This window comes from Paenibacillus phocaeensis, from assembly GCF_900021165.1.
In the GTDB taxonomy this organism is placed as follows: Bacteria; Bacillota; Bacilli; order Paenibacillales; family Paenibacillaceae; genus Fontibacillus; species Fontibacillus phocaensis.
Genome location: NZ_FCOQ01000039.1, coordinates 1 through 24,912 on the forward strand (window position 1 = coordinate 1; position 24,912 = coordinate 24,912).

Here is a 24,912-nt window from a genome sequence, read left to right on the forward strand (position 1 = left end):
CGGCAGCGCCTGCTTCGCCGCTGGCGCCCTCCGGCGCGCCCGCTCCCGGCGCGCCCCCCGCCACGCGCAGCTTGCCGATTCGCTCCAGCGCGTCTACGACGTGCTGCCGCTTCCATGCGAGCTGCGCGTCGTAGCTCATGTGCTGCAGCTGGCAGCCGCCGCACTTGTCGAAGATCGGACAGGGCGGGGCCACCCTGTCCGGACTTGCCTCAACCACGTCCAGCAGTTTGGCATAGCCATACTGCTTCTTTGTCTTCAGCACCTTGACCCGGGCTTTCTCGCCCGGCAAGGCGCCTGCCACGAACAGCGTGTAGCCTTCGGCCCGGCCCACGCCTTCCCCGTCGTGGTTCATCCCGATGATGTCGACGATGACCTCATCGTTTTTCGCCACGGGAAGACCAGCAATCGCCGCTTCCGCCACAGCTGTACGTCCCTGCGATCCGGCAGCATCTCCTCGCCCACCACGGCTGCTTTCCGAACCGCTGGCCGTTTGTTGTCCTTGCCGCCGGGCTCCGCTCATCCGTCCGCCGCCGGGACGGCCCGTGTTACTCCGTTGTTTCTTCATCTCTTTCTCCTTCTAGGCTCAACTGAACCGGTTACTCCAACAATGCTTCCATCCAACGCGGTCTTGCTTATATCCTGATAATCCTTCCCTATCAAAGAAAGGCTACACATTCGTTATTGCGGTTCCATCCACGCTATCTTTAATTTACCCCGTTTGGCCCGATTTCGCAAAATGAACTGAAAATCCTACAGCTACTTCGCCCCATTTAACCCAGTTTCCCTGCACGCATGAAGTGAACTATACACATTCCGCCAAAGTGGCTGAACCCACCCGAAATGTATTCGATTTTTCAGATACAATGTGCCGCGAAGGACCCATAGTACGGTAATCTATTCGGTTTTTCATACATAATGCCTCCCGTTGCCCGTTCACACCCCTAATCTGTATGAAATTTCGACTACATTCCGCCAAAGCAGCTGAACCCACCCGAAATGTATTCGATTTTTCAGATACAATGTGCCGCGAAGAACCCATAGTACGGTAATCTATTCGGTTTTTCATACATAATCCCGTCCGTTGCCCGTTCACACCCCTAATATGTATGAAATTTCGACTACATTCCGCCAAAGCGGCCGAATCCGCTCGAATGTATTCGATTTTTCAGATACAATGTGCCTCGAAGGACCCATAGTACGGTAATCTATTCGGTTTTTCATACATAATCCCGTCCGTCGCCCGTTCACACCCCTAATATGTATGAAATTTCGATTACATTCCTCCAAAGCGGCTAAACCCGCCCGAATGTATTCGATTTTTCAGATACAAAGTGCCGCGAAGACCCCAAATTACGGTAATCTATTCGGTTTTTCATACATAATCCCGTCCATCGCCCGTTCACACCCCTAATATGTATGAAATTTCGATTACATTCCTCCAAAGCGGCTGAACCCACCCGAAATGTATTCGATTTTTCAGATACAATGTGCCGCGAAGGACCCATAGTGCGGTAATCTATTCGGTTTTTCATACATAATCCCGTCCGTCGCCCGTTCACACCCCTAATATGTATGAAATATCGACTACATTCCGCCAAAGCGGCTGAATCCGCTCGAATGTATTCGATTTTTCACATACAATGTGCCGCGAAGGACCCATAGTGCGGTAATCTATTCGGTTTTTCATACATAATCCCGTCCGTCGCCCGTTCACACCCCTAATATGTATGAAATTTCGACTACATTCCGCCAAAGCAGCTGAATCCGCTCGAATGTATTCGATTTTTCAGATACAATGTGGCGCGAAGGACCCAAAGTACAGTAATCTATTCGGTTTTTCATACATAATCCCGTCCGTCGCCCGTTCACCCCCCTAATATGTATGAAATTTCGATTACCAGCAACGTCCCCTCACATGCCCCAACCAAGCCAAATCCCCCGCCAACCCGGCGGGGGACCGTCTCAACCAGCCTCTTTAATCTTTAATCTTTAATCTTTAATCTTTAATCTTTAATCTTTACTTTCAACCCTCAATCCCCGCCTAAGCAAAAATCCGCAAATGCTGCGGCAAAATCTCGAACACGCCGGGCAACTCGCCGCCGAGCTCGCCGTCGAGATTCAGCAGCACGCGGCCGGGCGAGGTGACTTCCATGCGCCGCGTCTTGAAGTGGACGACATGCGAGTCGCCCAAGTGATCGCCGCGCAGCGCCATCGTGACCAGGCGGATGAATTCCGCCAGGTTGCACTTCTTGACGGCGATCACGTCGAACAATCCGTCGTCGATCCGTGCATCCGGCGCCAGCTTCTCGAAGCCGCCAACCGAGTTGCTGTTGGCAATCAGGAACAGCATGAATTCGCCTTCCATCACCTCGTAGCCTTCCGCATGAATGATCAGCTTGGTCGGCGATAGGCTGGCCATCTTCTCGATGCCCTTCATGTAGTAGGCCAGTTGTCCGATCATCGTCTTGAGCCGGCTCGGCACCTCGTACGTCAGCTCGGTCAACGTGCCGCCGCCGGCGATGTTGATGAAATGGCGGCCGTTTACCTGGCCGATATCAATCGGTCTCGTTTGATTCTCGATGACCAGGTCGCAATAATCCTCCCAGCGCCGGGGGATTCCCATCGCGCGAGCAAAATCGTTGGTTGTGCCCAACGGGAACACCCCCAGAGGTGGCAATTTGCTCTTCCCGGCCATGCCGTTCACGACCTCGTTCAGCGTCCCGTCTCCCCCGGCCGCGATAATGATATCATATCCGCGTTCTACCGCCAGAGCGGCCTCGCGCGTCGCATCGCCTTCCCCGGTTGTCGCATGGCACGACGTTTCGATGCCGCCCTGATCCAGACGCTCCAGCACGTCCGGCAGAAGGCGCCGCATCTCTTCTCTCCCCGAGGTTGGATTATAAATCAACCTAGCTCTTTTCATTCTACAAACGCCACCCGATCTCAAAATGTCAACATGTCAATGATCCCATTATATTCAATATTTGCCGTGACATCCAGCGAGAGGCCAAAGGATGGGGCAGCAGCGCCTCACCCGAATAGCGATGCGGCAACCCCTCCAGCCGCGACGGGATCGTAACCTTGGTGAAATACCCTGCGCTCAAAAAAAGCGGCGCCACAATCACATCCATCCCCCGCCCCTCCGTCCAATACTGGACCTTCGAACGAACGCTGTCCGGATTCAGCAAGGCGTAATCGGCCCCGCCCGCTAATCCGGCGAGCTCTCCGCATTGGGCCGCCAGCGAGGAAATCCCGCGTTCCCACCGCTGCAGGAAGCCGGGATGCCGGCTGCCGTGCCCGACCAGAAGCAGCACCTCGCGCTCCGGCCGAACCGACAGCCCCTTCACCTTCTCCCACACCATCTCGGCGACCAGCGGACCGTCATCGATAGGATCGCCAAAAAACACCCGAGCGGAAACCCGAAAACGTTCCAGGTCGGTTTCCTTCTCCGGCGCCTCCTTCACGCCCAGCGCATAGGCGATCTCATCGATATGTGTACTCCCCGAGGACACGAACAAGGGAATGACGATCATGTCCGTCACTCCCTGGGATTCCAGCCGATCGATGCCGTCTTGGATCAGGCGGCCTTCCACGGTTTCGAGAAAAGCGCAGGCCAGCGGAAGCCCGGCGGGCAAGTCCCCCGCCGCTTCCGCGACCGCCGCCTCCACGAGAGCAACCCAATGCTCGTCCGGGGAACCGTGACTGATCACCAGTACTCCCGGATTCCGCAAGTCCCCCGTCGGGCAAGTCCCTCTCCCGAGATCCGTCATCATCGACTGCGCTTGTATTTCCTCCGTCATAGGCTTAACGCCCTAAACGATCCAACGCCATTTTGTAGCCGTCGTTACCGTAATTCAGGCAGCGCTTTACCCGCGAAATCGTCGCCGTGCTGGCGCCGGTCTCCGCTTCAATCTGGTTGTATGTGTTGCCTTTGCCCAACATTCGGGCAACTTCCAGCCGTTGCGACATAGACTGAACTTCATTTACGGTGCACAGGTCATCAAAAAAAACGTAACATTCCTCGATGTCTTTTAACGTTAAGATGGCTTCGAATAATTGATCGATCGTTTTGTCGTTTAATTTCTTCAGCTGCACTGAATTATCATCCCCTACCGTTACTGTACCACACCCTCATTGTACCTGAGTGGTGTACTCCTTTTCAAGCATTAACGGTTTCACGCATCACAGAAAGAACGCCTAAATTCCGCGAACGCCCACCAGAACCGGGACATTCGTCCATACACAAGACAGGGCGGGCACATACAGTATAGTAATACAAACGCCTAGCCAGGGAAAATCACGCCGACACCACTCGCGCGGGTCCCATGTTGCGGCGTATCCAATCCACACCTAGGTCTTGTCTCGGATGGGCGGACAAGAAGGAAACGGGCCTTCCGATCCGCCTGCCCGACAAAATATCCGTAAAGGAACGTGATACCATGCCCCAAAACAATGATTCACGCCAAGGTCCGGTGCCCCCGTTCTATCCGTACACCCATTACTACCCGGGGGTAAATCCGTACGAGATCAAAGCGGAAGCTTCCTCCCTGGTCCCTTACTCCCCGCCGACCCCCACGCCAATCCAGACGACGACACCTTCCGCCACACCGAAGTCCGGCGGCGGCTTATCGCTGCCGAGCCTAGGCGACCTGAAAGGCATCGTCGATCGGATGGGCGGGATCGATGGGATCTTGTCCACGATGGGCCAGGTGCAGAAAGTGATGCAAACCGTGCAGCAATTCGCGCCAATGGCGAAGCTGTTCACCACGCTCCTGCCCGGGGGGAAAGGCAAATCTGCGGCTGGCGGCCGCGCCGGACGGATGGAGGAATATCGTCCCCGCCGGCGGAAATCCACCCGCAAGAAAAGCGGCAGCCGCACCGGCTCCAACCGCAGCGGGAAGCGGTCATCGACCGGCAAATCAGGTAAATCAGGTAAACGCCGCCGCTAAACCGGCGGCGGCTTTACTTGAACCAGCCCCGTTTACTGAACCAGAGGATCATCCAGCCGCCAAGTGCGGCCATCAGGCCGATGACGGCAAAATATCCGTATTTCCAGTGGAGCTCCGGCATATGAACGAAGTTCATCCCGTAAATCCCGGCGATCAGCGTCAGCGGCATGAAGACCGTGGTAATCACCGTCAGCGTCTTCATGATCCCGTTCATCCGATTGGAGTTCAGCGAAATGTAGGAATCGCGCAAATCCGCGGTCATTTCCCGGTCGACGTCGATCATCTCCGACAGCTTAAGCAGATGGTCATAGATGTCCGAGTAATAGGCGCGCGGCTCCTTGTCGCCTTGGACATGCTGCGAATTCAGGATGCGGTACATGAGGTCGCGCATCGGCACGATCGTCCGCCGCAGCTTGAGCAGCCGGCTGCGCAGGTCGAAGACCTGGTTCATCAGCTGCTCAACCGACTCGCGGCTTCCTTTACTTTCCAATGCATCGAGTTCATCCTCAATGGCATACACGCATGGAAAATAATGATCCACCAAGCTGTCGATCACCATGTAAGCCGCCGAATACGGCCCGTGCACCCACACCTTGCGGTCATGGGCTCGCTTCAGCATGCTGTCCCACGCCTCATCCATCTCGTCCAGCCGCTGCTGGTGGAACGAAACGAGACAATCGTCTCCGATAAACAGATCCACTTCCACGGTATCCAAGGTATTTTCGTTAATCGCATGCAGCACCAGAAATTGAAAGTCATCATAATAGTCCATTTTGGGCCGCTGCAGGACATGCAGGCAATCCTCGATCGCCAGCGGATGGAAATGGAAGAAGCTCGCCAGCACCTCGGTCTCCTCTGGCGTAGGAGCGTTCAGATCCACCCAGGTCCATACGAACGATCCGTCCTTGACCCGCTCCAGCGGAAGGTTGGTCAAGACCTGATGGTCCCGGGTCATCCCCATGATCCTGATCATCTACCCCACCTCCTCAAAAAAAGCCAATCCTCAGCAGATTGGCTTTCGTCGATATTCCTTAAAATCGCGGTTAAACTTCCTTAAAATAAAGGTTCAAATAGGTGAGCAACTCAAATGTTTCCGAAGGAAACATGCATCGGAACCATAGACTTGGCCCGGCTGAATTCAAGATTCGATGCCGAATAAACTTCTTGCTTTTACTTCGTGATCAAAAGACGACTGTTTGAACTGCCTCTAGAAGAGGAGCTTGTAGATGGCTCCGGCCATGACGAACACGATCGGAATCGTAATCACCCAGGCAACGACAATACGCCCGGCCATCGACCAGCGAACGGCGGAGAACCGTTTCGCCGAACCTACGCCAAGGATGGACGAGGTAATGGCATGCGTCGTACTGACCGGCAAATGGATCAGCGTTGCCCCGAAAATGACCGATGCGGCGGAAATATCCGCAGCGAAGCCGTTGATCGGCTCGATTTTGAAAATTTTCGTCCCCATCGTTTTGATGATTTTCCAGCCGCCGATCGACGTTCCGAGCGCCATCGCCGTTGCCGCGGCAAGCTTCACCCAGAGCGGCACTTCCATGTGATCCTGGAAGTCGGCCGTGACCAGGGCGAACGTGATAATCCCCATGGCTTTCTGCGCATCATTGGTGCCGTGCGTGAAGCTTTGCAGCGCGGCGGTAACAATCTGCATTGAACGGAAGCCCTTATTCACGGTATGCGGACTGCGTCTGGCGAAGATCCATTTTAAAATAAACATGACGATATAACCGATCACGAAAGCGATCACCGGAGAGAAAACCAGACCTTCGACGATTGTCGTAAACCCGCTCCAGTTCAGCTTGTCCGGTCCTGCGCCAACATAAACGGCCCCTGCCAACGAGCCGATCAGCGCATGGGAAGAAGACGACGGAATTCCGAACCACCACGTAATGAGGTTCCAGATGATGGCGGCCAGCAACGTTGCGATCAGCACTTCCAGACCGTTGTCCAGCTTCGCCGGATCGGCCACGCTGCCCCCGATCGTCTTGGCAACGCCGGTAAACATGATCGCGCCCAGGAAGTTCATCACGGCCGCCATCATGATCGCCGTGCGCGGCTTCAGCGCGCGCGTTGATACCGAAGTCGCAATCGCATTCGCCGTATCATGAAACCCGTTAATGAAGTCGAACGCCAACGCCAGTGCGATAACGATAAGTATAATCAGTAAACTCGTATCCATAGCTTCTTTTTGCACAGATGGTGTTCTCTATGTAAATCCGCGCAATTCCAACCTCCCGAATATCAAATATAGAGTGAAGTTCTTAAGAATTACGCATGATGATGGATTCCAGCATATTGGCGACCTTCTCGCAGGCGTCGGTTGTCGTCTCCAAGCGTTCGTAAATCTCCTTCTTCTTGATCAGTTCGATCGGGTCGGTTACCTTGACGAACAGCTCCTTAATGCAAATCCGAAGCAATTCATCCCCTTGATTCTCCAGATCGTTCAGACGGATCGTATATTCGCGGATCGCAAGCAGTTTTTTCTGGGATAGCAAGTGAACCGCCTTTTGGATTTCGTAAGCCGAATTGCGCAGAATTTCCGCGAAACGGGCGATATATTCGTCAGGTTCGGTCAAATGATACATGAAGAATCGGGAAGTCGAAGCTTCCAATCCGTCAATCACATCGTCCAACGCCGTGATCAGATGCATTATGTCGTCTCGTTCGATTGGGGTAATGAACGTTTTGTTCAGCTCCACGATGATTCGATGCGTGTATTCATCACATTTGGATTCGAATTCCTTCATTTTCTTGGCGAAGGCCTCAACATCCTTGAATTCCGCAACCTGCTGGGCGAAATAGTCCGCCGAATGCACGATCGTATCCGCCATCTCCTCTAACGTCTGGAAAAAGATATCTTTCTTCTTCACTCGCATCAGTATCCCCTTTTCTCTCCATAAGGTAATTCTTCCGGTCGGTTTTACACAACCGTGAATATCTTATCACAACTGCTTAACAGATAGGAAATAATGTCGCAAACATTTCACGATCTTGGGCTTATATTTCCCCTGAATCTCCCAGAGTTATCCTCTCGTCGCCATAAAAATACAGGATCTGCCTTTACTCTGCCTTCACATGGCTGGCGAAATCTGGAGAATTGGGGACGACGTGAATAAAGGTTTGGCCCGGCACCATCGGCAGCTCTACGTTGTCTTTAATAAACCGGATGATATCGCCGTCCTTGCGGATCCAATCGGCCCGAATCACTTTGCCCTGCTGGAACAAGACGGCCTCGCCTCCCAGCGACAGCCCCACATCCAGACGGCCAACGTCGTCGAGCACCCGATGATCCGCCCCCATGACGACAACGTTCGCCGCGGTTAAGGGATCACCGGTTTCCAGATCGGTGTGGGGCTTGCCATTCACGGAGCGCTTGTACAGTCCGGCGGCGGCATCGTAATCGTAACTAACCTTGTAATTGTCCAGTTGGAACTTGATCTCCACATGATTGGCCGTCTCCAGCGAATCGGGATGTTCGTTTTCCTTATAAAAAACGTACGCGGGCACCGTCTCATCCTCCGTGGCGTATCCTCGCTTGACGGCCCCTTCCATGAGCTTCTCCACGTTGGAATACAAATTGTGCGGCGCTTTCCGGGACTTGTCCCGCCAGAAGAAAGAACCGGCGTTCGTAATCTCGTCCAAATCCTCCTTATGCTGTCTTTGCAAAATCGCATAAGCGTCATTGCTCGCTCCGGCATGCACCAGTACACCATGATAACTTTCGCCCAAATCGATCATGTACGGGCGAATGCTGCGAATCGGGCCGATTTTGGCATTTTCCGCCTGACTGTGGAAGATCGACACCAAGCGCGTGACTCCGCCCTCAGCCAACACTTCGTAGACAACATCCGCATCAATTAATCCCGATTGCGGACGAGCCGCCGGCGCATTGTTGATCATGATGGCGAGCGGTCTGCCGGTCAGCGGCTCCTCCAGCGGCAATCCTGTCAGCGGGGCCGTATAGGCGGGCGTCGACGGTTCGGGCGGTGCCGGCTCCTCCGGGACGACCGACTGCGGCGGTGCAATGCCGTCCGCAGGCGGGGCCGCCTCTTGATCCTTGCCGCAAGCGGAGAGCACAACGATAAGCAATGATACGAGCAACAACCAACTCAATTTCGATGATTTCAAAGGCATATCCTCCGTCATAATTCCTGGGTTTTCTACATTATACGTTGAATTCCCGATTCGGGGGAAGCCGGAATCTCACGCTGATCAAATGAAGATTCAATTTAAATAAAAATTGAATGTTTTAAATTTTGTCCCTAATATGAATACTAAGCAAAGAGAAATTTTCCTCGAGAAAAACCGAATCTTGTCACCGCATCAGCGGAAAGGAGATGGAAAAATGATCGTAACATGGTTAAGGGAGAGCGCGATTGCCTCCTGGCTGCTCTTACTGCTCAGACTGTATGTGGGGTACGAATGGCTGACCTCCGGATGGAGTAAAGTGACCGGCGGTTTTGATGCCGCTGGATTTCTGACGGGAGCCTTGGCGAAGAGCGGCGGCGAGCATCCGGCCGTGTCGAGTTGGTGGGCCGCGTTCCTGGAGCATTTTGCCGTCCCCAATGTCGGTTTGTTTAATATCCTGGTACCTTATGGCGAGGTGCTCGTCGGACTTGGCCTCATCCTTGGGACCTTTACATGGCTGGCCGCCTTCTTTGGCATGGTCATGAACTTCGCCTTCCTGTTCTCAGGGACCGTAAGCACCAACCCGCTCTTGCTGCTGCTCCAAATTTTTATCGTCGTTGCCGGTACGAATGCGGGCCGGATTGGTTTAGACTATTTCCTCCAGCCGTACTTCCGCAGAAATTCCGGGCGGCGGCGTTAATTCGTTAGAAGCCTCCGTTGACGCGGATGTTTGCGGATAAATATGGTATTTTAGACTTTGTAGGGCCCTCATGTTCAGCTTGGTCGAATGCAATTTGCTCGCTGCCGGTACTTTCTGCCGTATGTATGCGAAAATTTGAATACATTTCACCCATGTCGGGTCACTTGGACCCCATATATATGAAATTTCATGCTTATTCGCCCCAATCGGACGCAAATGCCCTGAATCTATATGAAAAACCGAATAGAATTCGGCAGCCTGGGCCATAAGCGGCAATTTATATGCGAAAAATCGAGTATATGCAAACAAGTTGAACCGGAGCGGGAATCCACACCTCTCCCACGTGAAGAGTCGGCGGCTTCCCGGATGATTTTCTACGGTGACGGTGTTGCTGCTGAGGATTTGTTGCAGAACCTCCCTCATAAGCCGGACACACCCGATCCCCTTATAGCCCTCATGTTCAGCTTGGTCGAATGCAATTTGCTCGCTGCCGGTACTTTCTGCCAGATGTATGCGAAAATTCGAATACATTTCACCCATGTCGGGGCACTTGGACCCCATATATATGAAATTTCATGCTTATTCGCCCCAATCGGGCGCAAATGTCCTGAATCTATATGAAAAACCGAATAGAATTCGCAAATTGGCCCATAAGCGGCAATTTATATGTGAAAAATCGAGTATATGCAAACAAGACGAAACCGGAGCGAGGTTAGCCTAATAGGGTTAGCCCAATAATAACGAAAGCGCAGTCCCCATTTATGGGTGCTGCGCTTGATTTATGTTGACCGGCCGTTCAACGCACGGGAAGGAAATTCTCGCCGTCATCAGCCGCCGAATTTCCAGCAGTTTAAGCTAAGGCTGCCAAACTGATAATCCTGAAAGAGTCTCACCGCGCGCCGATCATCATCGGCGGCTCCCATGGCATACAGGAGCGGCGCGAAGTGTTCCCGTCCATAGGAAGGGATGGCCATCCGTACATGCGGGGCTTTGCGATCATAGTCAAACAGCTGCCGCAAATCCCAACTTTGCAGTTGCTGCCCGATCCAATCGTCGAACTCGACCGCCCATGAAGCCGGCTCACGCGCTTCCCCATCCAGCAGGCGAAGATTATGAACCAGGCCGCCGCTGCCGATAACCAGAATATTCTGGTGCCGCAGTTCCGCAAGCATCTTGCCGATGGCATACTGCTCTTCAGGTTCGCGCTTGGCATCCACGGATAAGGCGACGACCGGGATATCGGCGGAAGGATATAATTGCTTGAGCACAACCCAAGCCCCGTGATCGAGTCCTCTGCCTGCCGATGTCTTGTAAGGCAGATTGTGCGCACGGAAGATCGCCTCGATCTCACCGCTGAGCTCGGGACTGCCTGGAGCCGGATATTCAATGGCGTACATCTCCTCGGGAAACCCGTAGAAATCATGCATTGTCGCATGCTTCATATCCGTTGTGATCCATTGGACCGGCGCCTCCCAGTGAGCCGAGAAGATCACGACAGCTTTGGGGGGCTCTAACGTTTCCTGGCCCAGTTGGCGAAGAAACTCCGTATAGGCGTTTTGCTCGATGGCCAAAGTAGGCGATCCGTGTGCAATAAACAATGCAGGCTGAGACATCAGCTCCCAAACCTCCCTACGCCAAAAAATGGTTACACCTTCATTGTATCCATCCAAGAAGGATTTTACCAGTTTTTGTGTATCCTGTTCGTGAGCCGCTTTCCTCAGGGCGTCAAATCATCCAATGCTGCCATTCGGTGTGCTTGGCCTCCAGCCCTCCAAGCCATTCCTTTGTCTTATGGATAACCTGTTGCTGATGCTCGCCGGAAGAGAAGGTGTGACTTCCCTGAAAAATAATCTCCTTATCGCAACGCCCCTCCGAACGCATCCAGAACACCTTCTGATACAAGAAGGCGTAATCCGCCGGTATGGTATCGTCCGAGGTCCCGTGGACCACAAACACATCGCCGGTAAATTTGACGGCTTCCTGGAACGGTTGAAATTCGCCAAGCGAATCGAAGAACTTCGGCGTCAGCCCAAAACCGAGATAATCCGCCGTACCGTGCTTCACCGCTCGGTCGTATATATCGCGTCCGGTAATTTTGACGATATCGCTGAACGGATACCCCACGGCCGACCACAGGACCAGGTTCTTCACACGCCGGTCCCGGTTCGCGGTCAGGAGGGCAACCATCCCGCCTAGGCTATGCCCGATCAGGGATACCCGCGTGGGATCAACGTCAAAGGCGCTTAAGCCATAGTCCAGCACCGACCGCGTTTGAGCGACCATCGACTCGACGCCGTGCTCCCCATAATTGCCGGTGCTCTCTCCACAGCCGAGGTAGTCGAAGCGGAGCACGAGGAACCCGTCCGCAGCGAGCTCCCTCGCGGTCTTGACGAATAGACGGTCGACGCCGATGCGGCTGCCCACAAATCCGTGGCAGATCACGACCAGGGGAGCGCGATTGCAGCGCCCCCCAGATTTGTTCTCGGCCGGGTAATGTATACTGGCCGCAAGTTGTTCTTCCCCATGATGGATCACAATCTGTCTTTCCATATCCCCGTCTCCTCCCCGTACTCCGGTAACGAATCTATATACCATTTAAATCCGATAAGTTTAATGTGATTTAAACTCATCTTATCATTACCGGTACCGGGGTGTCAATCGGATCTCGGACAGCTTCGGGGAAGCCTTCGGCTCCTTCCTATTCGTAGGATTGACGGAAATAGGCGTGGGTGGTAACCCGGCCTTCCCACTCTTTCATAAACTGGTGATTGCCCATATGACCTTCGTCGCAGGCCTCATCATCTCCGCACAACATGCCGCCATCCTCGGCGGTATCATTCATGACGACTTCTTCCAGGCTGCCCCGGGAGTTGCTGTTCAGCAAGTACCTCCGGGTCAGCTCCGATTCATATTTTCCCACTGGCTTTGCCTCCCGCAACTGTTATCATGTACAGGCCGCTGATCGGCAACGGATGCAGCCTACCGCCGGCGCTGCCGTTTTTGCTTATGCTGTAGTTTTGGGAGCAAGGGACGCTTTTTATTCCTTGTTCAAGGAATGTTCATAATCCTGGAGTTCCGTTCGGCTGCGGGTTAAGCCCGGCTATGGTCCCTTGCGAATCGGACAACCTATGCAGTATACTACGGAAGAAACTGGGGGGAGAGATACTACCATGTACATCCACGAAATGATCGGCGAAACCAAACGGCTGCGGCAGCAAATGACGCCGGATAACGAAGCGTATTTCGGGGAAATGGTCTTGTACTTCCGTTCCGGCGCAAGCTCGCTAAGTGAAGCCAAGGGAGAAGAGATCCTGCTGGATCTGGCCCGGCAAATCGTCAAGAATCAGGCCAAGGGCATCTCGGCCGCAGAACAGTTCGGAGCCGATCCGAAGGCCTATTGTGCGGAGCTGGCGGAGGACGTACAGACGCGAAAGCCCCGGACGCTGAAAGACAAAGTCAAATATTATACGATGATCCCCTGGGTAGCCCTGACCTGGGTCTTCTTTATTTATATGATCACCGGCTTTTTCAGCAAGTGGTTTGGCGGGGAGCTGGAATATACGCAGATCAGCAGTTCCTCCCTGCTGATCATCGCAGGCCTGTCCATCGTGCTAATCGAGCTGGTCACCCGCTTCCTCGACAACAGCTCCAAAGCCGGTGAAGGCAAGGAGGAGTCCGAATCACCGGGAGCCGGCTCTGCCTCCGGTTCCCGCGGGTTTAACCTGCGGGCCTTCGGTACCTATATCGCCGTGGCCGCCGTGCTAATCATCGTGGGCACCCTGCTCAACCGGATCATGCCCGCCTTCACCGTATCGCCCTGGGACAGCCTGATCCTCTTTGCTGTAGGTCTGGCCGGGCAAATCTTCTTCTTTGGACGTCGCTCGAAGTCGTAATGTCGTAATTATGAAGAAATCCGCGAGAAGCCGGCAGCCTTCCTATGAGAACAGGCGCCGGCTTCTGCGGTTTCACGGATGGGCTTAGATCTCAATTCGTTTCTTCAGCAAATACGTGGTGGCGTATACCATCAAGGCTGCAACCGCCGCTTCAAGGAGAAACGGTCCCAGCGGGATCAACTGGACGGCCTTCGCCGTCCCTGAACTGATCTCCTCGGAGCTCCCGACATGAAGAGTGCCAAATTTCAATATCGCGGTGTCGCTTTCTCCAAAGAGCAGGTCCTCCAGCCAGGACAATCCGTTCTGAATCACGAAGAAGGTCACGATGCCGACCCAGGTCCCGGCTTTGCCCCGGATGCTGACGCTCGCCCCGATTGCAATAGACAGGAAGATCGTCAGCACCAGCAGCGTGTATATCCAGAGGAGGCTGAAGGCAATCAACGCGATATCCTTGATGCCGGACACCCTGATTTGAATCAAATCGAACGGCATCTGGCCGGTCCGAACGTACAATGCCGCATGTACGCTGATGAGGATGGCCATCACCAATGCAACCAGCCAGCTGAACAGCAGCGAGGACGCGATAGTCCATACCGGATGCAGCGGGAGCAAACGGCGGTGGTAGGCCTTGATGTTGTAGGCGAACGTTTTGCATACCTGCACGAGCAGGATGATCGCAGCCGCTAGATAAAGCACGATCGTTAAGACGAGAATCGCCCCCGTATCCCATTGGCGAAGACGACCCGCCATCGACAGCAAGCCTTGCACGATCACCAGGACAGCGATCAAACCCAGCACGGTATTGGCGTTTTGTTTGATATCGTACTTCAGTAGTTTCATCATTCCGCAAACACCTCTCTGAACATGTCATCGACGCTTTTGCCATACCGCATCCTCAGGTTCTCCACTTCTTCCTGCATCACGATCTCGCCGCCGCGGATGAAGATGACCTCATCGAAAATCCGCTCGATATCCCGCACCAGATGGGTGGAGATCACGAGACTGCTCTCCTCATTGTAAAACTCCACGATCGCATCCAAAATTTTGGTCCGGGCCACCGGGTCCACCCCGCCGATCGGCTCGTCAAGCAAATACAGCTTGGCATTACGCGACAAAGTTAGCGTCAGTTGAAGCCGCTCGTTCATCCCCCTGGACAAGGCGCTGACCTTCTCTTTTTCATGCAGATTCATAAATTCCAGCATCATGCGGGCTTTCTGCTCATCGAAGTCCGGGTAGAAATCGCGATAAAATCCTACTGCGTCCCGGACCTTCATCCAGGATTCCGTCAGGGGACGGTCGGGCATGAAGGAAACCGCCGATCTTGTGGCCAACCCCACCGGCATTCCGTTCACTGTCACATTGCCGCCGGAAGGATGGATCAGGCCGGCAGCGATTTTCATCAGCGTGCTCTTCCCGCTGCCGTTCGTCCCCAACAGGCCGACGATTTTCCCTTTGCCAATTTCGAGGGACACCCCCTGTAATGCCTTCTTGCTGCCGTACGATTTCGATACGCCCTTTACTTCCAGTAACTGTTCCATTGATGGCTGCCCCCTCTCTAGTGTTGATCGTCCATATTTATGGCGTCGGCAACCAATGCCGCAATGTCCTGACTGCTGAAGCCCAGCTCCTGCATCCCGCCGATAAAGCGGTCAAGCAGCTCGCCGGCCATTTCTTTTTTGATGGTCATAATTTTCGACTCCTCGCTGGTCACGTATCTTCCGAGTCCGCGTTTCGTTTCCACGATGGCTTCACGCTCCAATTCCTGAAAAGTCCGCTGTACAGTATTCGGGTTAATTTGCAGTTCGGCCGCGAGCTCGCGCACCGACGGAATTTTATCGCCAGCCTTAAGTCTGCCGGTCACGATTTCCCGTTTTAAATAGTTCATGATTTGCAAATAGATCGGCAGATTATTGTCGAATTCGATGGTCACATCCCATGGCTCCTTTCCGCCGTATGTCGCAGGTCTAGATTAAATCGGTCAAGCGACATCCCGTTTTTTAAACGTAACAAAGCTAACTGCGAGAAACAAGGCCAAATAGGCGGCAATCACCACGGCGGAGAAGGTTAACGTCATGCCGGGGAACGGCGGATTCCCGTTCAGGTAGACCGATAAGTCGGCGTTGGCAAAAATAAGATACTTCGCAAAAGCATATCTCGAGAGCAGAACCACTACCAGTTCTTCCAGCACGACGAGGAACATGCCGATGCCGATCGTTGCGCCTGTTGAGCGCGTTAGAATGCCGGCAAGGAATGTGATCGTAACATAAACGAGGGTGTAGATAAGTTGATATAAAGCGCTGTACAGGACATCGCCCCAGCCTGTTCCCGGCGCGCCGCTGAATCCGAAGACCAGTCCGCCGCCGAGCAGAGCCAACGCCAGAGCAAAGGCGAAGATGGACAAGGTGAACAACAGCACCGCCGCGTATTTGGAGGCCAGAATGCGGCTGCGGCTTTGCGAACGGATCAGCAGCAGCTTGATCGTGCCGAGGCTGTGCTCCTTCGCTACAATGCCTGCCGTGCAAATAATGACCAGCAAGGTCGTCATTTGACCTAAGCCGTTCCTGGACATCGCCATCATGGCGAACTCGAGAAACGCGGGGGACTGCTCCGAGAAGGTATATATCATGTAAATCATCCCGGTGATAGCTGCGGCGATCAGCGCGTAAGGGACGAAAAAGCTGCGTTTCTTGGACATCTTCAGCCATTCATTCCCGACAAGCCTGGTAAAACTACGCAATTTGGTTTCCTCCTGTCCATTTCAAGAATTCATCTTCCAGCGACGCCTTAACTTCTTCAATCCGGTATATGGCGATGCCTTCGCCGCCCAGCGCGCCGACGACGCGCGGAATATAGCTGTCGCGCACGGAAACCGTCACTTCTCCCCGCTCCGGAGACACCCCCAGAATGCGGATCTCCTCCATCCGAATGAGCCGGGCTTTCGCCGCTTCCGCATCGCCGACCCGGAACGTCACATTCACCCGCTCCTCGGCTTTCTCAGCGGCGGCTCCCAGGACGCGTTCCGTCACGAGCTTCCCTTCCTGAATGACAACCACGCGGCTGCACATCAGCTCCATCTCGGCCAGCAAGTGGCTGGACACGAGTACGGCGATGCCTTCTTCCGCCGCAATCCGCTTGAGGTAGTCGCGCATCTCCCGAATTCCTGCGGGATCGAGCCCGTTCGTCGGCTCATCGAGAATCAGGATCGACGGGCGATGCAACAAGGCCTGCGCGATCCCAAGCCGCTGGCGCATCCCCAGCGAGTAAGCCTTCACGCGCTTATCCATCGCCTTCTCCAGCCCGACCAGCCGGGTTACCTCCCGAATCCGCTCCTCCGTGATCCCCTCGCTCATCCGCTGATATTGCTTCAGATTGTCATATCCGGTCATATACGGGTAGAACTCGGGATTCTCAATGATTGCACCCACGTGGGCGATCGCTTGGGAGAAATGTGCCCGGACGCTGGTCCCCTTCACCAGGACATCGCCCTCCGTCATACCGATCAGGCCGACGATCATGCGGATCGTGGTTGTTTTCCCTGCGCCGTTTGGTCCCAGCAGCCCCACGATTTCCCCGCGCCGGATATCAAAAGACAACGTATCGACGATCCGCTTGCTGCCGATGCGCTTCGTCACCTGTTGAACCGACAATACGACCGGCTCCCGCCCTGCCGCATTAGCCACACCCGCAGCCGCGGCCGCTTCCGCCGCTCCGCTTTCCATATGCTCAAGTTGCACGTTCACTTCGATTCACTCCTTCAATAGATCTGTGTCATGTTCAATACACTGGCAGTTAGGTTAGGTTGCATTGCATTGGGTTCGCGTTCAATGGACGGGTGTTACATACATCGCCTTGCGTCCCCTTCAATGTATCAGTGTAATAGTTAAATAGTACACTAGTATATTGATATTGTAAAGCACGTTTTCAACAAGTGTTTAGAGCGAGTCCCCAGTTCTTTCCCCGTGCGCCGTCGCCGCCCCTAGGCCCTAGCGCTCATCACCTATCGTCGCCGCTCGCGGCAACCCCCGCCACTCCCACCCCTTCCATTCCCATTGCTGCTCACAGCTCCCGCATCTCCACACACTATCGCCTAATTTGCCAACTATAGCCTCGTATCTCCACGCTCCCCCCTATCGCCGCTCGAAACCACCTTAGTCTGTTCGTCAATCAACTCAATCAACTCTAGCGGAACGTAGCGACGTTATTCGTAATTTCCCGCGTGATTTCCCAGGCTAACGGAAGGAGATAACCTTATTGGCAGAAAAACCGGCGTAACCCTGTGGTTTTGGAGCAAATAACGCCTCTATGTTCCGTTAGCATCCGGCGAGTGTACAGTCTCGGCAAATAAGGTCGGTACGTTCCGTTAGCCACCTATCGGCAACTGACAATTCCGGCCGTCACCCCCCCGCTTCCGCCCCGATCCCCAACTCAAAACGCACATCACGCAAAAAAGCCCTCTTCGACCGAAATCGAAGAGGGCTGCCAGCTCATGAATCGCTGTATTTCCCGGTATCCTTATTAGATCAGCAAGTTAAACAAATTCAAATCCCGGTTCAGCTCGGTATAGACGATCCCTTTAGCGGACATGCGGCTGATCAACGGTTCATAATCCGCTTTGTCGCTCAGCTCGATGCCAACCAGGGCCGGGCCGTTCTCCTTATTATGCTTCTTGGTGTACTCGAACCGCGCGATGTCGTCGTTCGGTCCCAGCACCTCTTCCAGGAATTCGCGAAGCGCGCCGGCACGCTGCGGGAAGTTGATCAGGAAGTAGTGCTTCAACCCTTCGTAAATGAGCGAACGCTCTTTCATCTCCTGCATCCGGTCGATGTCGTTATTGCCGCCGCTGATCACGCAGACGACCGTCTTCCCGCGAATCTGGTCGCGGTACATGTCCAATGCCGATACGGGCAGTGCTCCTGCCGGCTCAACCACGATGGCGCTGTCATTATACAGCTCCAATATCGTGGTGCAGGCCTTGCCTTCCGGGACCTGAACGATGTCGTTCAGCACCTTCGCGCAAATCTCGTAATTCAAGTCGCCCACTCGCTTCACCGCCGCCCCGTCGACAAATTTATCGATCGATTCCAGCGTCACGACCTGCTTTCGCTTTAACGCTTCCGTCATGGAAGCCGCACCGGACGGCTCTACGCCGATGAGCTTCGTCTCCGGGCTTACCGTCTTGAAGTAAGTCCCTACGCCCGACACCAGGCCGCCGCCGCCGATCGTTACAAACACATAGTCAGCCGGTGCAGTCAGGCTCTCCATAATCTCCATGCCGATCGTCCCGTTGCCGGCGACGATCTTCGGATCGTCGAACGGATGAATAAAGGTCATGCCGTCCTCCCGGCAGGCTTTCATGGCCTCTGCGTATGCGTCATCGTAGGTGTCACCGGTCAGAACAACCTCTACATGCTCCCCGCCGAATCTTTTGACCTGCTTGATCTTCTGATTTGGCGTCGTGCTTGGCATGTAGATCTTCCCCTGAATCCCCAACGCATTACAAGAGAAGGCCACGCCCTGCGCATGGTTACCGGCGCTCGCGCACACGATGCCCCGCTCCAAATCCTCGGGTTGCAGGCTGCGAATCATGTTGTACGCCCCGCGGATTTTAAAGGAACGCACGACCTGCAGATCCTCTCTTTTTAAATAAACGCTGCATTCATATCTGGCCGATAACGTCGCATCCAACTGCAACGGTGTTCGGATCACCACTTCCTTCAGGACGTGATGCGCTTTGACGATGTCTTCCATGCCAACCGTTTGTCGTTCCGCCTGGTTCATCTATTTCTCCTCGCTTTAGCTCTTATTCTCTCATTCTAATAAAGGTACACCTGAAACCGCCTCCGGTTCAAGTTCTTTTGCATGCCACAAGCCAAAACGCCCCTCCATCGGAGGGGAACTCCTATGGAAGGGCGCTGGATCAACCTTTATTTCTTCGGTATGAGACGGTCGTCGGTATGGCCTTTGGAATTTTTCTCTTGGGACAGCTCGCTGAGTTCCCATTCCATCGTGCCGTAGACCGGATCGGAAGGGAATTCCTCGCCTTTCTGCAAATACACTTCCCGTCCCAGCTCGTCCCGGTATACGCCTTCGACTTCCACCTCTTCGCGCGAGACCGGAAGCATTTCCTTCATTTTGTCGCTCATGATGATGCCGCCTCCCGATAGAGAATTGCGGGGAATCCGAAATGCCATCTCCCCAATATCCCTTAACATGCGCGAATCGGAAGCGGTTTATCCTTAACCGCCGGCATCCCTGCAAACTTATACGAGCGCCTTCGCCGCAATATCCGTACGCTGGTGCTTACCGTCAAACCGGATGCGTTCCGCTGCCTCATAAGCTTTGTCCCTGGCTTCGGCAATCGATTGGCCCAAACCCACCACGCCGAGGACCCGGCCGCCGTTCGTCACCAGTTCTCCGTTGGAGCCCGTGGCCGTGCCAGCGTGGAATACCAGTGCACCGGCAGCTTGAGCTTCATCCAGCCCGTGAACCGGCAAGCCTTTCGGATACGAGACCGGGTAACCGCCGGACGCCAACACGACGCATACCGCCGCCTCCTCGCTCCATTCGATCTCCGCTTGATCCAGTGTCCCGTTTACCGCTGCCAGGAAAATATCGAGCAGATCGCTCCGCAGCCGCGGCAAAACGACCTGGGTTTCCGGATCGCCAAAGCGAGCGTTAAATTCGATCGTCTTCGGCTTGCCGTCCGGCGTGATCATCAACCCGGCGAACAACACGCCGCGGAACGGCCGGCCTTCGGCGACCATCGCTCGGGCGGTCGGCTTGATGATCGTCTCGATCGCTTCGTCAATGATCGAATCCGCGATATGCGGCAGCGGGGAATACGTCCCCATCCCCCCGGTGTTCGGGCCTTTGTCTCCGTCATACACCTGCTTGTGGTCTTGGGCCGCCGCCATCGGGCGCACGGTTTCCCCGTCGACGAACGACAAAATCGACATTTCCTGCCCTTCGAGAAACTCCTCAATTACGACCTGACTGCCGGAGTCGCCGAACACCTTGTCGACCATAATGCTCTTCAGCGCCGCTTCCGCCTCTTCACGGGTGAAGGCGACCGTTACCCCTTTGCCTGCGGCAAGGCCGTCCGCCTTGATGACGATCGGCACCGGACGGCTTTGGAGATACGTCAGCGCCTGCTCGTACTTGTCGAATTTCTCGTATGCTGCGGTAGGGATGTTGTATTTTTTCAACAGATCCTTCATAAACGTCTTGCTGCCTTCGATCTGGGCGGCATTTTTACGCGGACCAAAGACCGGAATCCCCTTCGCCTCAAACACATCCACAATCCCGTCTGGAAGCGGATCATCCGGACCCACCACAACCAGCCCAACCTGCTTCTCTTCTGCAAAAGCCGCCAGCTTGGCGAATTCATTGACCTGAATCGGCACCAGCTCGGCAATCTCTCCAATCCCCGCATTCCCCGGAGCGCAGTAAATCGTCCCGGCCTTGGGGCTTCTCGCCAGGCTCCAGCAAATCGCGTGCTCGCGCCCTCCGGCGCCAATCACCAAAATATCCATCGTCTCCTCCTTCGTTTCAGGGAACTCAAATCACCTGTCAGCCCACCATTGCAACACTCCGCCGCAATCCCGCGAAAAAACGGCAGGGCCGCCGCAGCGATCCTGCCGTAAGGCCTTGGCCTAGTGCTTGAAATGCCGCACGCCGGTGAACACCATGGCGATCCCGTATTCGTTCGCAGCCTTGATCGATTCCTCGTCCTTCACGGAGCCGCCCGGCTGGATGATCGCGGTAACGCCGGCCTTGGCGGCCGCCTCGACCGTATCGCCCATCGGGAAGAACGCGTCCGACGCCAGAACGCTGCCCTTCGCTTTCTCGCCCGCCTGTTCGATGGCGATCTTGGCTGCGCCCACGCGGTTCATTTGCCCCGCGCCAACGCCGATGGTCATATCGTCCTTCGCCAGCACGATCGCGTTAGACTTCACATGCTTAACGACTTTCCAGCCGAACAACAACTGCTTCAACTCCGCTTCGGTTGGCTTGCGATCGGTCACGACCGTCAAGTCGGATTCCTTCAGCGAATGCACGTCGCTCTCCTGCACCACCATACCGCCGTCGATCGAAGTAACGACGAACTGGCTGCTGCGGCTTGCGCCCAGCTCCAGGCCGCCAAGCTTCAATAGGCGGATATTTTTCTTCTTCGTGAGGATCTCCAGCGCTTCATCCGTAAAGCCCGGTGCCAAAATAATCTCCAGAAAAATCTCCTTCAGCAACATCGCCGTATCGGCGTCAATGATGCGGTTGGCCGCCACGATCCCGCCGAAGATCGACACGGGGTCGGCTTCGTACGCTTTTTGGTAGGCTTCGAGCACGCTCGCGCCAACTCCAACGCCGCAAGGGTTCATATGCTTGACCGCCACGACCGCCGGCTCGTCGAATTCCTTGACGATTTGCAGCGCCGCGTTGGCATCGTTGATGTTATTGTAGGAGAGCTCTTTCCCGTGCAATTGCTCCGCGCCGGTTAATGTGTCGGCAGCCGCCAGCGGTTTGCGGTAAAATGCCGCTTTTTGGTGCGGATTTTCGCCGTAACGCAAATCCTGGATCTTCTCGTAAGTTACCGTATAACGCTCCGGCAGCGGATCGCCGGTCACCTTCGACAAATAATCGGAAATCAGGGCATCATAAGCCGCCGTATGGCGGAAAACTTTGGCCGCAAGCCGTTTGCGCGTCGCAAGCGTCGTATCGCCGCCCGCACGCACCTCGTCCAGCACCGTCCCATAGTCGGCGGCGTCGACAACGACGCTGACGAACGCATGGTTTTTGGCGGCTGAGCGAAGCATCGTAGGTCCGCCGATGTCGATATTTTCGATCGCATCCTCATACGTGACGTCCGGCTTGGCGATGGTCTCCTGGAACGGATACAAATTCACGACCACTAGGTCGATATAATCCAGTCCCAGCTCCTTCATCTGCGCTTGGTGCTCCTCGCTGTCGCGCACCGCCAGCAGCCCGCTGTGTACCGCAGGATGCAGCGTTTTGACGCGTCCGTCGAGGATTTCCGGGAACCCGGTAACCTCGGAAATCCCGATGACCGGTACGCCTTCCTTCGCCAGCAGGTTTTTCGTGCCCCCTGTCGAAATGATTTCCACACCCAGCTGCGACAGCTCGCGGCAAAAATCCACGATGCCCGTTTTATCCGACACGCTTACGAGCGCTCTTTTTATACTCACAATCGGCTCCTCCTTTATTTTGGCGAATCATGCCCCCGATATTTCTCGGGAAATATCGAAACCCCTGCACGTCTTCCTCATCCGATCCATTCTCTGCGAAAATCCCGCAATCAAGCGCCTTGCAGCGCTTCCTATTCCGACAGAATGGTAACTTTTCTGCCTTCGACGCGCACCCGGTTTTTAGCGAACCACGACACGACCTGCGGATATAAACGCTGTTCCGCGGCATGGATTTTGCCTTCCAGCGATTCCAGCGTATCGTTCGGCGCAATCTCCACCGCTTCCTGTGCAACGACCGCCCCGGTATCCATCCCGCCGTCGACCAAATGCACCGTGACCCCCGTTACCTTTACGCCGTAGTCCCAGGCCTGGCCAATCGCATTTTTGCCCGGAAAAGCCGGCAACAACGAAGGATGAATATTGATCATACGCCCGGCGTACGGCTCTACCAAGGTCGCGGTCAGCAGCCGCATGTAACCGGCCAGCACCACCAAATCGACGCTACGCTTCTCCAGCTCGGCGGCGATTTCCGCCTCATAGTCTTCCCGGCGCGCGTAGGCCTTCGGGTCAAACAGATAACATTCGACGCCGGCCCGGCGAGCCCGTTCGACGACGAAGGCTTGCGGCTTGTCGCAAACGAGCAGCACAATTTCGGCACCCAGCTCGCCCGCCCGCGAAGCGTCCAGCAAATTTTGAAAATTGCTGCCCTGCCCCGAAGCGAACACGGCGATCCGGTATTTCGCAGCGCCCATTAGACGTCCGCCCCCGTAAAGGTCACCGCCCGTTGTCCTTCGGTGACTTTACCGATGACATAAGGCGTTTCGCCCGCCTGTTCCAAAGCGGCAACCGCCGCCTTCGCCTGATCCGCCGCCACAACGATCACCAACCCGATGCCCATGTTGAACGTCGTGAACATATCCCGAGGACTGACGTCCCCCCGCTTCTGGAGCAAATCGAATATCGGCAAAATCGGCCAAGAGCCGTACGCAATTTCGACGTTAACGCCTTCCGGCAGCACGCGCGGGATATTCTCGATGAACCCGCCGCCCGTAATATGGGCCATTCCCTTCACGTCTACTTGCTCCAGCAAGGACAACACCGGCTTCACATACAGCTTGGTTGGCGTCAGCAGCACGTCGCCCAACACCTCGCCGTTCAGCTCAGGGAGCTTGTCGGTCAAGGCGTAACCCGCATCTTCCAGCAGCAGCTTGCGAACGAGCGAAAACCCGTTGCTGTGCACGCCGCTGGACGCAAGTCCAATCACCGTGTCGCCGGGAGCGATGCGGCTGCCGTTTACGATTTTGCTCTTGTCGACGACGCCGACCGTAAAGCCGGCGATGTCGTATTCGCCTTCGCTGTACATGCCCGGCATCTCGGCGGTCTCTCCGCCGATCAGCGCGCAGCCCGATTGGCTGCAGCCTTCGGCGATGCCGGCGACGATCGCTTCGATTTTCTCCGGCACAACCTTGTCGCACGCCAGGTAATCGAGGAAGAAGAGCGGCTCCGCCCCCTGCACAACGATATCGTTCACGCACATCGCCACCGCGTCGATCCCGATCGTATCGTGCTTATCCATGGCAAAGGCGATTTTCAGCTTCGTGCCCACGCCATCCGTTCCCGACACAAGCACGGGCTCCGCGTATTTGTCCTTGTTCAAACCGAACAAAGCGCCAAAGCCGCCCAAATCGGTCATCACTTCCGGGCGGAACGTCCGTTTGACGTGTTTTTTCATGCGCTCAACCGCTTCATTCCCGGCCGCGATATCGACGCCGGCTTTCTTGTATGCTTCAGACACGAGAGGGACCCACTCCTTCAGGAATACTCCAGAATAATTAATAGGATGAAACAGTTGATTCGTTCATACTTAACGGAACTGAGCGCCGCTATTGACGACAAATCAGGTTATTCCCAGTTTTAACGGAACTCAGAGCCTTTATTGGGCTTCTTAATCCACGTTTTCGGTTCGTTTGGAGCCAATAAGAGCTTCTGGTTCCGTTAGCGAGGCAAACACGGCTTTTCACACC

Annotated in this window: 25 protein-coding genes; 3 read left to right on the forward strand and 22 right to left on the reverse strand. The window is 54.9% G+C overall.

Features of this window, described 5'->3' with window-relative positions:
* The 4 genes from BN3795_RS24305 to BN3795_RS24320 all read right to left on the reverse strand — a co-directional run.
* Positions 1–565: TRAM domain-containing protein (locus BN3795_RS24305; RefSeq protein ID WP_232730037.1), on the reverse strand; the 565-nt coding region annotated here is incomplete at its 3' end.
* Between the two features lie 1,476 nt (positions 566–2,041).
* The gene (locus BN3795_RS24310; RefSeq protein WP_068787266.1) at positions 2,042–2,923 is read right to left on the reverse strand and encodes a diacylglycerol kinase; all 882 of its coding nucleotides are present in this window, start codon (positions 2,921–2,923) and stop codon (positions 2,042–2,044) included.
* Between the two features lie 28 nt (positions 2,924–2,951).
* On the reverse strand, positions 2,952–3,770 hold the full coding sequence (locus tag BN3795_RS24315; protein ID WP_110945381.1) for a sirohydrochlorin chelatase: 819 nt from the start codon (positions 3,768–3,770) through the stop codon (positions 2,952–2,954).
* Between the two features lie 34 nt (positions 3,771–3,804).
* Positions 3,805–4,095 (reverse strand): YerC/YecD family TrpR-related protein, encoded by a 291-nt coding sequence (locus BN3795_RS24320; RefSeq protein WP_068787267.1) that lies wholly within the window; start codon positions 4,093–4,095, stop codon positions 3,805–3,807.
* Positions 4,096–4,439: 344 nt separating this feature from the next.
* On the opposite strand from BN3795_RS24320, the gene BN3795_RS24325 reads away from it, so the two are divergent.
* Entirely contained in the window at positions 4,440–4,949 is a 510-nt protein-coding gene (locus BN3795_RS24325) for a hypothetical protein (protein ID WP_068787268.1), read from the forward strand.
* A 13-nt stretch (positions 4,950–4,962) separates the two neighbouring features.
* Here the strand turns inward: BN3795_RS24325 and corA are convergent, their stop codons facing one another.
* From corA to BN3795_RS24345, 4 genes are all read right to left on the reverse strand, one after another.
* Positions 4,963–5,922, reverse strand: coding sequence for a magnesium/cobalt transporter CorA (gene corA / locus BN3795_RS24330; RefSeq protein ID WP_068787269.1), 960 nt, complete (start codon positions 5,920–5,922; stop codon positions 4,963–4,965).
* 234 nt (positions 5,923–6,156) lie between these two features.
* Positions 6,157–7,146 (reverse strand): inorganic phosphate transporter, encoded by a 990-nt coding sequence (locus BN3795_RS24335; protein WP_068787352.1) that lies wholly within the window; start codon positions 7,144–7,146, stop codon positions 6,157–6,159.
* Between the two features lie 82 nt (positions 7,147–7,228).
* Positions 7,229–7,843 carry a DUF47 domain-containing protein gene (locus tag BN3795_RS24340; RefSeq protein ID WP_068787270.1) on the reverse strand — a complete coding sequence of 205 codons (615 nt, stop codon included), beginning with the start codon at positions 7,841–7,843 and terminating at the stop codon, positions 7,229–7,231.
* 184 nt (positions 7,844–8,027) lie between these two features.
* On the reverse strand, positions 8,028–9,101 hold the full coding sequence (locus tag BN3795_RS24345) for a DUF3048 domain-containing protein (RefSeq protein WP_068787353.1): 1,074 nt from the start codon (positions 9,099–9,101) through the stop codon (positions 8,028–8,030).
* Between the two features lie 211 nt (positions 9,102–9,312).
* On the opposite strand from BN3795_RS24345, the gene BN3795_RS24350 reads away from it, so the two are divergent.
* Positions 9,313–9,795, forward strand: a complete 483-nt coding sequence (locus BN3795_RS24350; RefSeq protein ID WP_068787271.1) for a DoxX family protein — start codon at positions 9,313–9,315, stop codon at positions 9,793–9,795.
* Positions 9,796–10,622: 827 nt separating this feature from the next.
* On the opposite strand, the gene BN3795_RS24360 is transcribed toward BN3795_RS24350, so the two are convergent.
* The 3 genes from BN3795_RS24360 to BN3795_RS25755 form a co-directional block, all read right to left on the reverse strand.
* Positions 10,623–11,408, reverse strand: a complete 786-nt coding sequence (locus BN3795_RS24360; RefSeq protein WP_068787273.1) for a DODA-type extradiol aromatic ring-opening family dioxygenase — start codon at positions 11,406–11,408, stop codon at positions 10,623–10,625.
* A 112-nt stretch (positions 11,409–11,520) separates the two neighbouring features.
* The gene (locus BN3795_RS24365) at positions 11,521–12,345 is read right to left on the reverse strand and encodes an alpha/beta hydrolase (RefSeq protein WP_068787274.1); all 825 of its coding nucleotides are present in this window, start codon (positions 12,343–12,345) and stop codon (positions 11,521–11,523) included.
* A gap of 148 nt (positions 12,346–12,493) precedes the next feature.
* Positions 12,494–12,715 carry a hypothetical protein gene (locus tag BN3795_RS25755; RefSeq protein ID WP_068787275.1) on the reverse strand — a complete coding sequence of 74 codons (222 nt, stop codon included), beginning with the start codon at positions 12,713–12,715 and terminating at the stop codon, positions 12,494–12,496.
* 250 nt (positions 12,716–12,965) lie between these two features.
* Between BN3795_RS25755 and BN3795_RS24375 the strand changes: the two genes are divergently transcribed.
* Positions 12,966–13,688: a DUF1129 family protein gene (locus BN3795_RS24375; RefSeq protein ID WP_068787276.1), complete on the forward strand. Its 723-nt coding sequence runs from the start codon at positions 12,966–12,968 to the stop codon at positions 13,686–13,688.
* Between the two features lie 84 nt (positions 13,689–13,772).
* On the opposite strand, the gene BN3795_RS24380 is transcribed toward BN3795_RS24375, so the two are convergent.
* The 11 genes from BN3795_RS24380 to purM all read right to left on the reverse strand — a co-directional run bounded on the left by BN3795_RS24380 (position 13,773) and on the right by purM (position 24,683).
* Positions 13,773–14,531, reverse strand: a complete 759-nt coding sequence (locus tag BN3795_RS24380) for a hypothetical protein (protein ID WP_068787277.1) — start codon at positions 14,529–14,531, stop codon at positions 13,773–13,775.
* Positions 14,528–15,226, reverse strand: a complete 699-nt coding sequence (locus tag BN3795_RS24385; protein ID WP_068787278.1) for an ABC transporter ATP-binding protein — start codon at positions 15,224–15,226, stop codon at positions 14,528–14,530. Before BN3795_RS24385 ends, BN3795_RS24380 begins: the two co-directional genes overlap by 4 nt.
* 17 nt (positions 15,227–15,243) lie before the next feature.
* Positions 15,244–15,618 carry a GntR family transcriptional regulator gene (locus tag BN3795_RS24390; RefSeq protein WP_068787279.1) on the reverse strand — a complete coding sequence of 125 codons (375 nt, stop codon included), beginning with the start codon at positions 15,616–15,618 and terminating at the stop codon, positions 15,244–15,246.
* 48 nt (positions 15,619–15,666) lie between these two features.
* The gene (locus tag BN3795_RS24395; protein ID WP_068787280.1) at positions 15,667–16,425 is read right to left on the reverse strand and encodes an ABC transporter permease; all 759 of its coding nucleotides are present in this window, start codon (positions 16,423–16,425) and stop codon (positions 15,667–15,669) included.
* Entirely contained in the window at positions 16,418–17,407 is a 990-nt protein-coding gene (locus tag BN3795_RS24400; protein ID WP_198524834.1) for an ABC transporter ATP-binding protein, read from the reverse strand. Before BN3795_RS24400 ends, BN3795_RS24395 begins: the two co-directional genes overlap by 8 nt.
* Positions 17,408–18,203: 796 nt before the next feature.
* Entirely contained in the window at positions 18,204–19,466 is a 1,263-nt protein-coding gene (gene ilvA / locus BN3795_RS24405; RefSeq protein ID WP_068787281.1) for a threonine ammonia-lyase IlvA, read from the reverse strand.
* Positions 19,467–19,612: 146 nt separating this feature from the next.
* The gene (locus tag BN3795_RS24410; RefSeq protein WP_068787282.1) at positions 19,613–19,831 is read right to left on the reverse strand and encodes a hypothetical protein; all 219 of its coding nucleotides are present in this window, start codon (positions 19,829–19,831) and stop codon (positions 19,613–19,615) included.
* A 117-nt stretch (positions 19,832–19,948) separates the two neighbouring features.
* A complete protein-coding gene (gene purD, locus BN3795_RS24415) occupies positions 19,949–21,220 on the reverse strand; it encodes a phosphoribosylamine--glycine ligase (RefSeq protein ID WP_068787283.1) in 1,272 nt (423 codons plus the stop codon).
* 120 nt (positions 21,221–21,340) lie between these two features.
* Positions 21,341–22,888 (reverse strand): bifunctional phosphoribosylaminoimidazolecarboxamide formyltransferase/IMP cyclohydrolase, encoded by a 1,548-nt coding sequence (purH, locus tag BN3795_RS24420; RefSeq protein ID WP_068787284.1) that lies wholly within the window; start codon positions 22,886–22,888, stop codon positions 21,341–21,343.
* 131 nt (positions 22,889–23,019) lie between these two features.
* Positions 23,020–23,640 (reverse strand): phosphoribosylglycinamide formyltransferase, encoded by a 621-nt coding sequence (gene purN, locus BN3795_RS24425; protein ID WP_068787285.1) that lies wholly within the window; start codon positions 23,638–23,640, stop codon positions 23,020–23,022.
* Positions 23,640–24,683, reverse strand: a complete 1,044-nt coding sequence (purM, locus tag BN3795_RS24430; RefSeq protein WP_068787286.1) for a phosphoribosylformylglycinamidine cyclo-ligase — start codon at positions 24,681–24,683, stop codon at positions 23,640–23,642. The genes purN and purM overlap by 1 nt, the downstream gene beginning before the upstream one ends.
* Positions 24,684–24,912 lie beyond the last annotated feature (229 nt).

Excerpts from the sequence above, each read along its gene's own strand:
- BN3795_RS24310 (WP_068787266.1), bottom strand. The coding sequence starts at position 2,923 with ATGAAAAGAGCTAGGTTGATTTATAATCCAACCTCGGGGAGAGAAGAG.
- BN3795_RS24315 (WP_110945381.1), bottom strand. The coding sequence starts at position 3,770 with ATGACGGATCTCGGGAGAGGGACTTGCCCGACGGGGGACTTGCGGAAT.
- BN3795_RS24325 (WP_068787268.1), top strand. The coding sequence starts at position 4,440 with ATGCCCCAAAACAATGATTCACGCCAAGGTCCGGTGCCCCCGTTCTAT.
- corA (WP_068787269.1), bottom strand. The coding sequence starts at position 5,922 with ATGATCAGGATCATGGGGATGACCCGGGACCATCAGGTCTTGACCAAC.
- BN3795_RS24335 (WP_068787352.1), bottom strand. The coding sequence starts at position 7,146 with ATGGATACGAGTTTACTGATTATACTTATCGTTATCGCACTGGCGTTG.
- BN3795_RS24340 (WP_068787270.1), bottom strand. The coding sequence starts at position 7,843 with ATGCGAGTGAAGAAGAAAGATATCTTTTTCCAGACGTTAGAGGAGATG.
- BN3795_RS24345 (WP_068787353.1), bottom strand. The coding sequence starts at position 9,101 with ATGCCTTTGAAATCATCGAAATTGAGTTGGTTGTTGCTCGTATCATTG.
- BN3795_RS24350 (WP_068787271.1), top strand. The coding sequence starts at position 9,313 with ATGATCGTAACATGGTTAAGGGAGAGCGCGATTGCCTCCTGGCTGCTC.
- BN3795_RS24360 (WP_068787273.1), bottom strand. The coding sequence starts at position 11,408 with ATGTCTCAGCCTGCATTGTTTATTGCACACGGATCGCCTACTTTGGCC.
- BN3795_RS24365 (WP_068787274.1), bottom strand. The coding sequence starts at position 12,345 with ATGGAAAGACAGATTGTGATCCATCATGGGGAAGAACAACTTGCGGCC.
- BN3795_RS24375 (WP_068787276.1), top strand. The coding sequence starts at position 12,966 with ATGTACATCCACGAAATGATCGGCGAAACCAAACGGCTGCGGCAGCAA.
- BN3795_RS24380 (WP_068787277.1), bottom strand. The coding sequence starts at position 14,531 with ATGATGAAACTACTGAAGTACGATATCAAACAAAACGCCAATACCGTG.
- BN3795_RS24385 (WP_068787278.1), bottom strand. The coding sequence starts at position 15,226 with ATGGAACAGTTACTGGAAGTAAAGGGCGTATCGAAATCGTACGGCAGC.
- BN3795_RS24400 (WP_198524834.1), bottom strand. The coding sequence starts at position 17,407 with ATGGAAAGCGGAGCGGCGGAAGCGGCCGCGGCTGCGGGTGTGGCTAAT.
- ilvA (WP_068787281.1), bottom strand. The coding sequence starts at position 19,466 with ATGAACCAGGCGGAACGACAAACGGTTGGCATGGAAGACATCGTCAAA.
- BN3795_RS24410 (WP_068787282.1), bottom strand. The coding sequence starts at position 19,831 with ATGAGCGACAAAATGAAGGAAATGCTTCCGGTCTCGCGCGAAGAGGTG.
- purD (WP_068787283.1), bottom strand. The coding sequence starts at position 21,220 with ATGGATATTTTGGTGATTGGCGCCGGAGGGCGCGAGCACGCGATTTGC.
- purN (WP_068787285.1), bottom strand. The coding sequence starts at position 23,640 with ATGGGCGCTGCGAAATACCGGATCGCCGTGTTCGCTTCGGGGCAGGGC.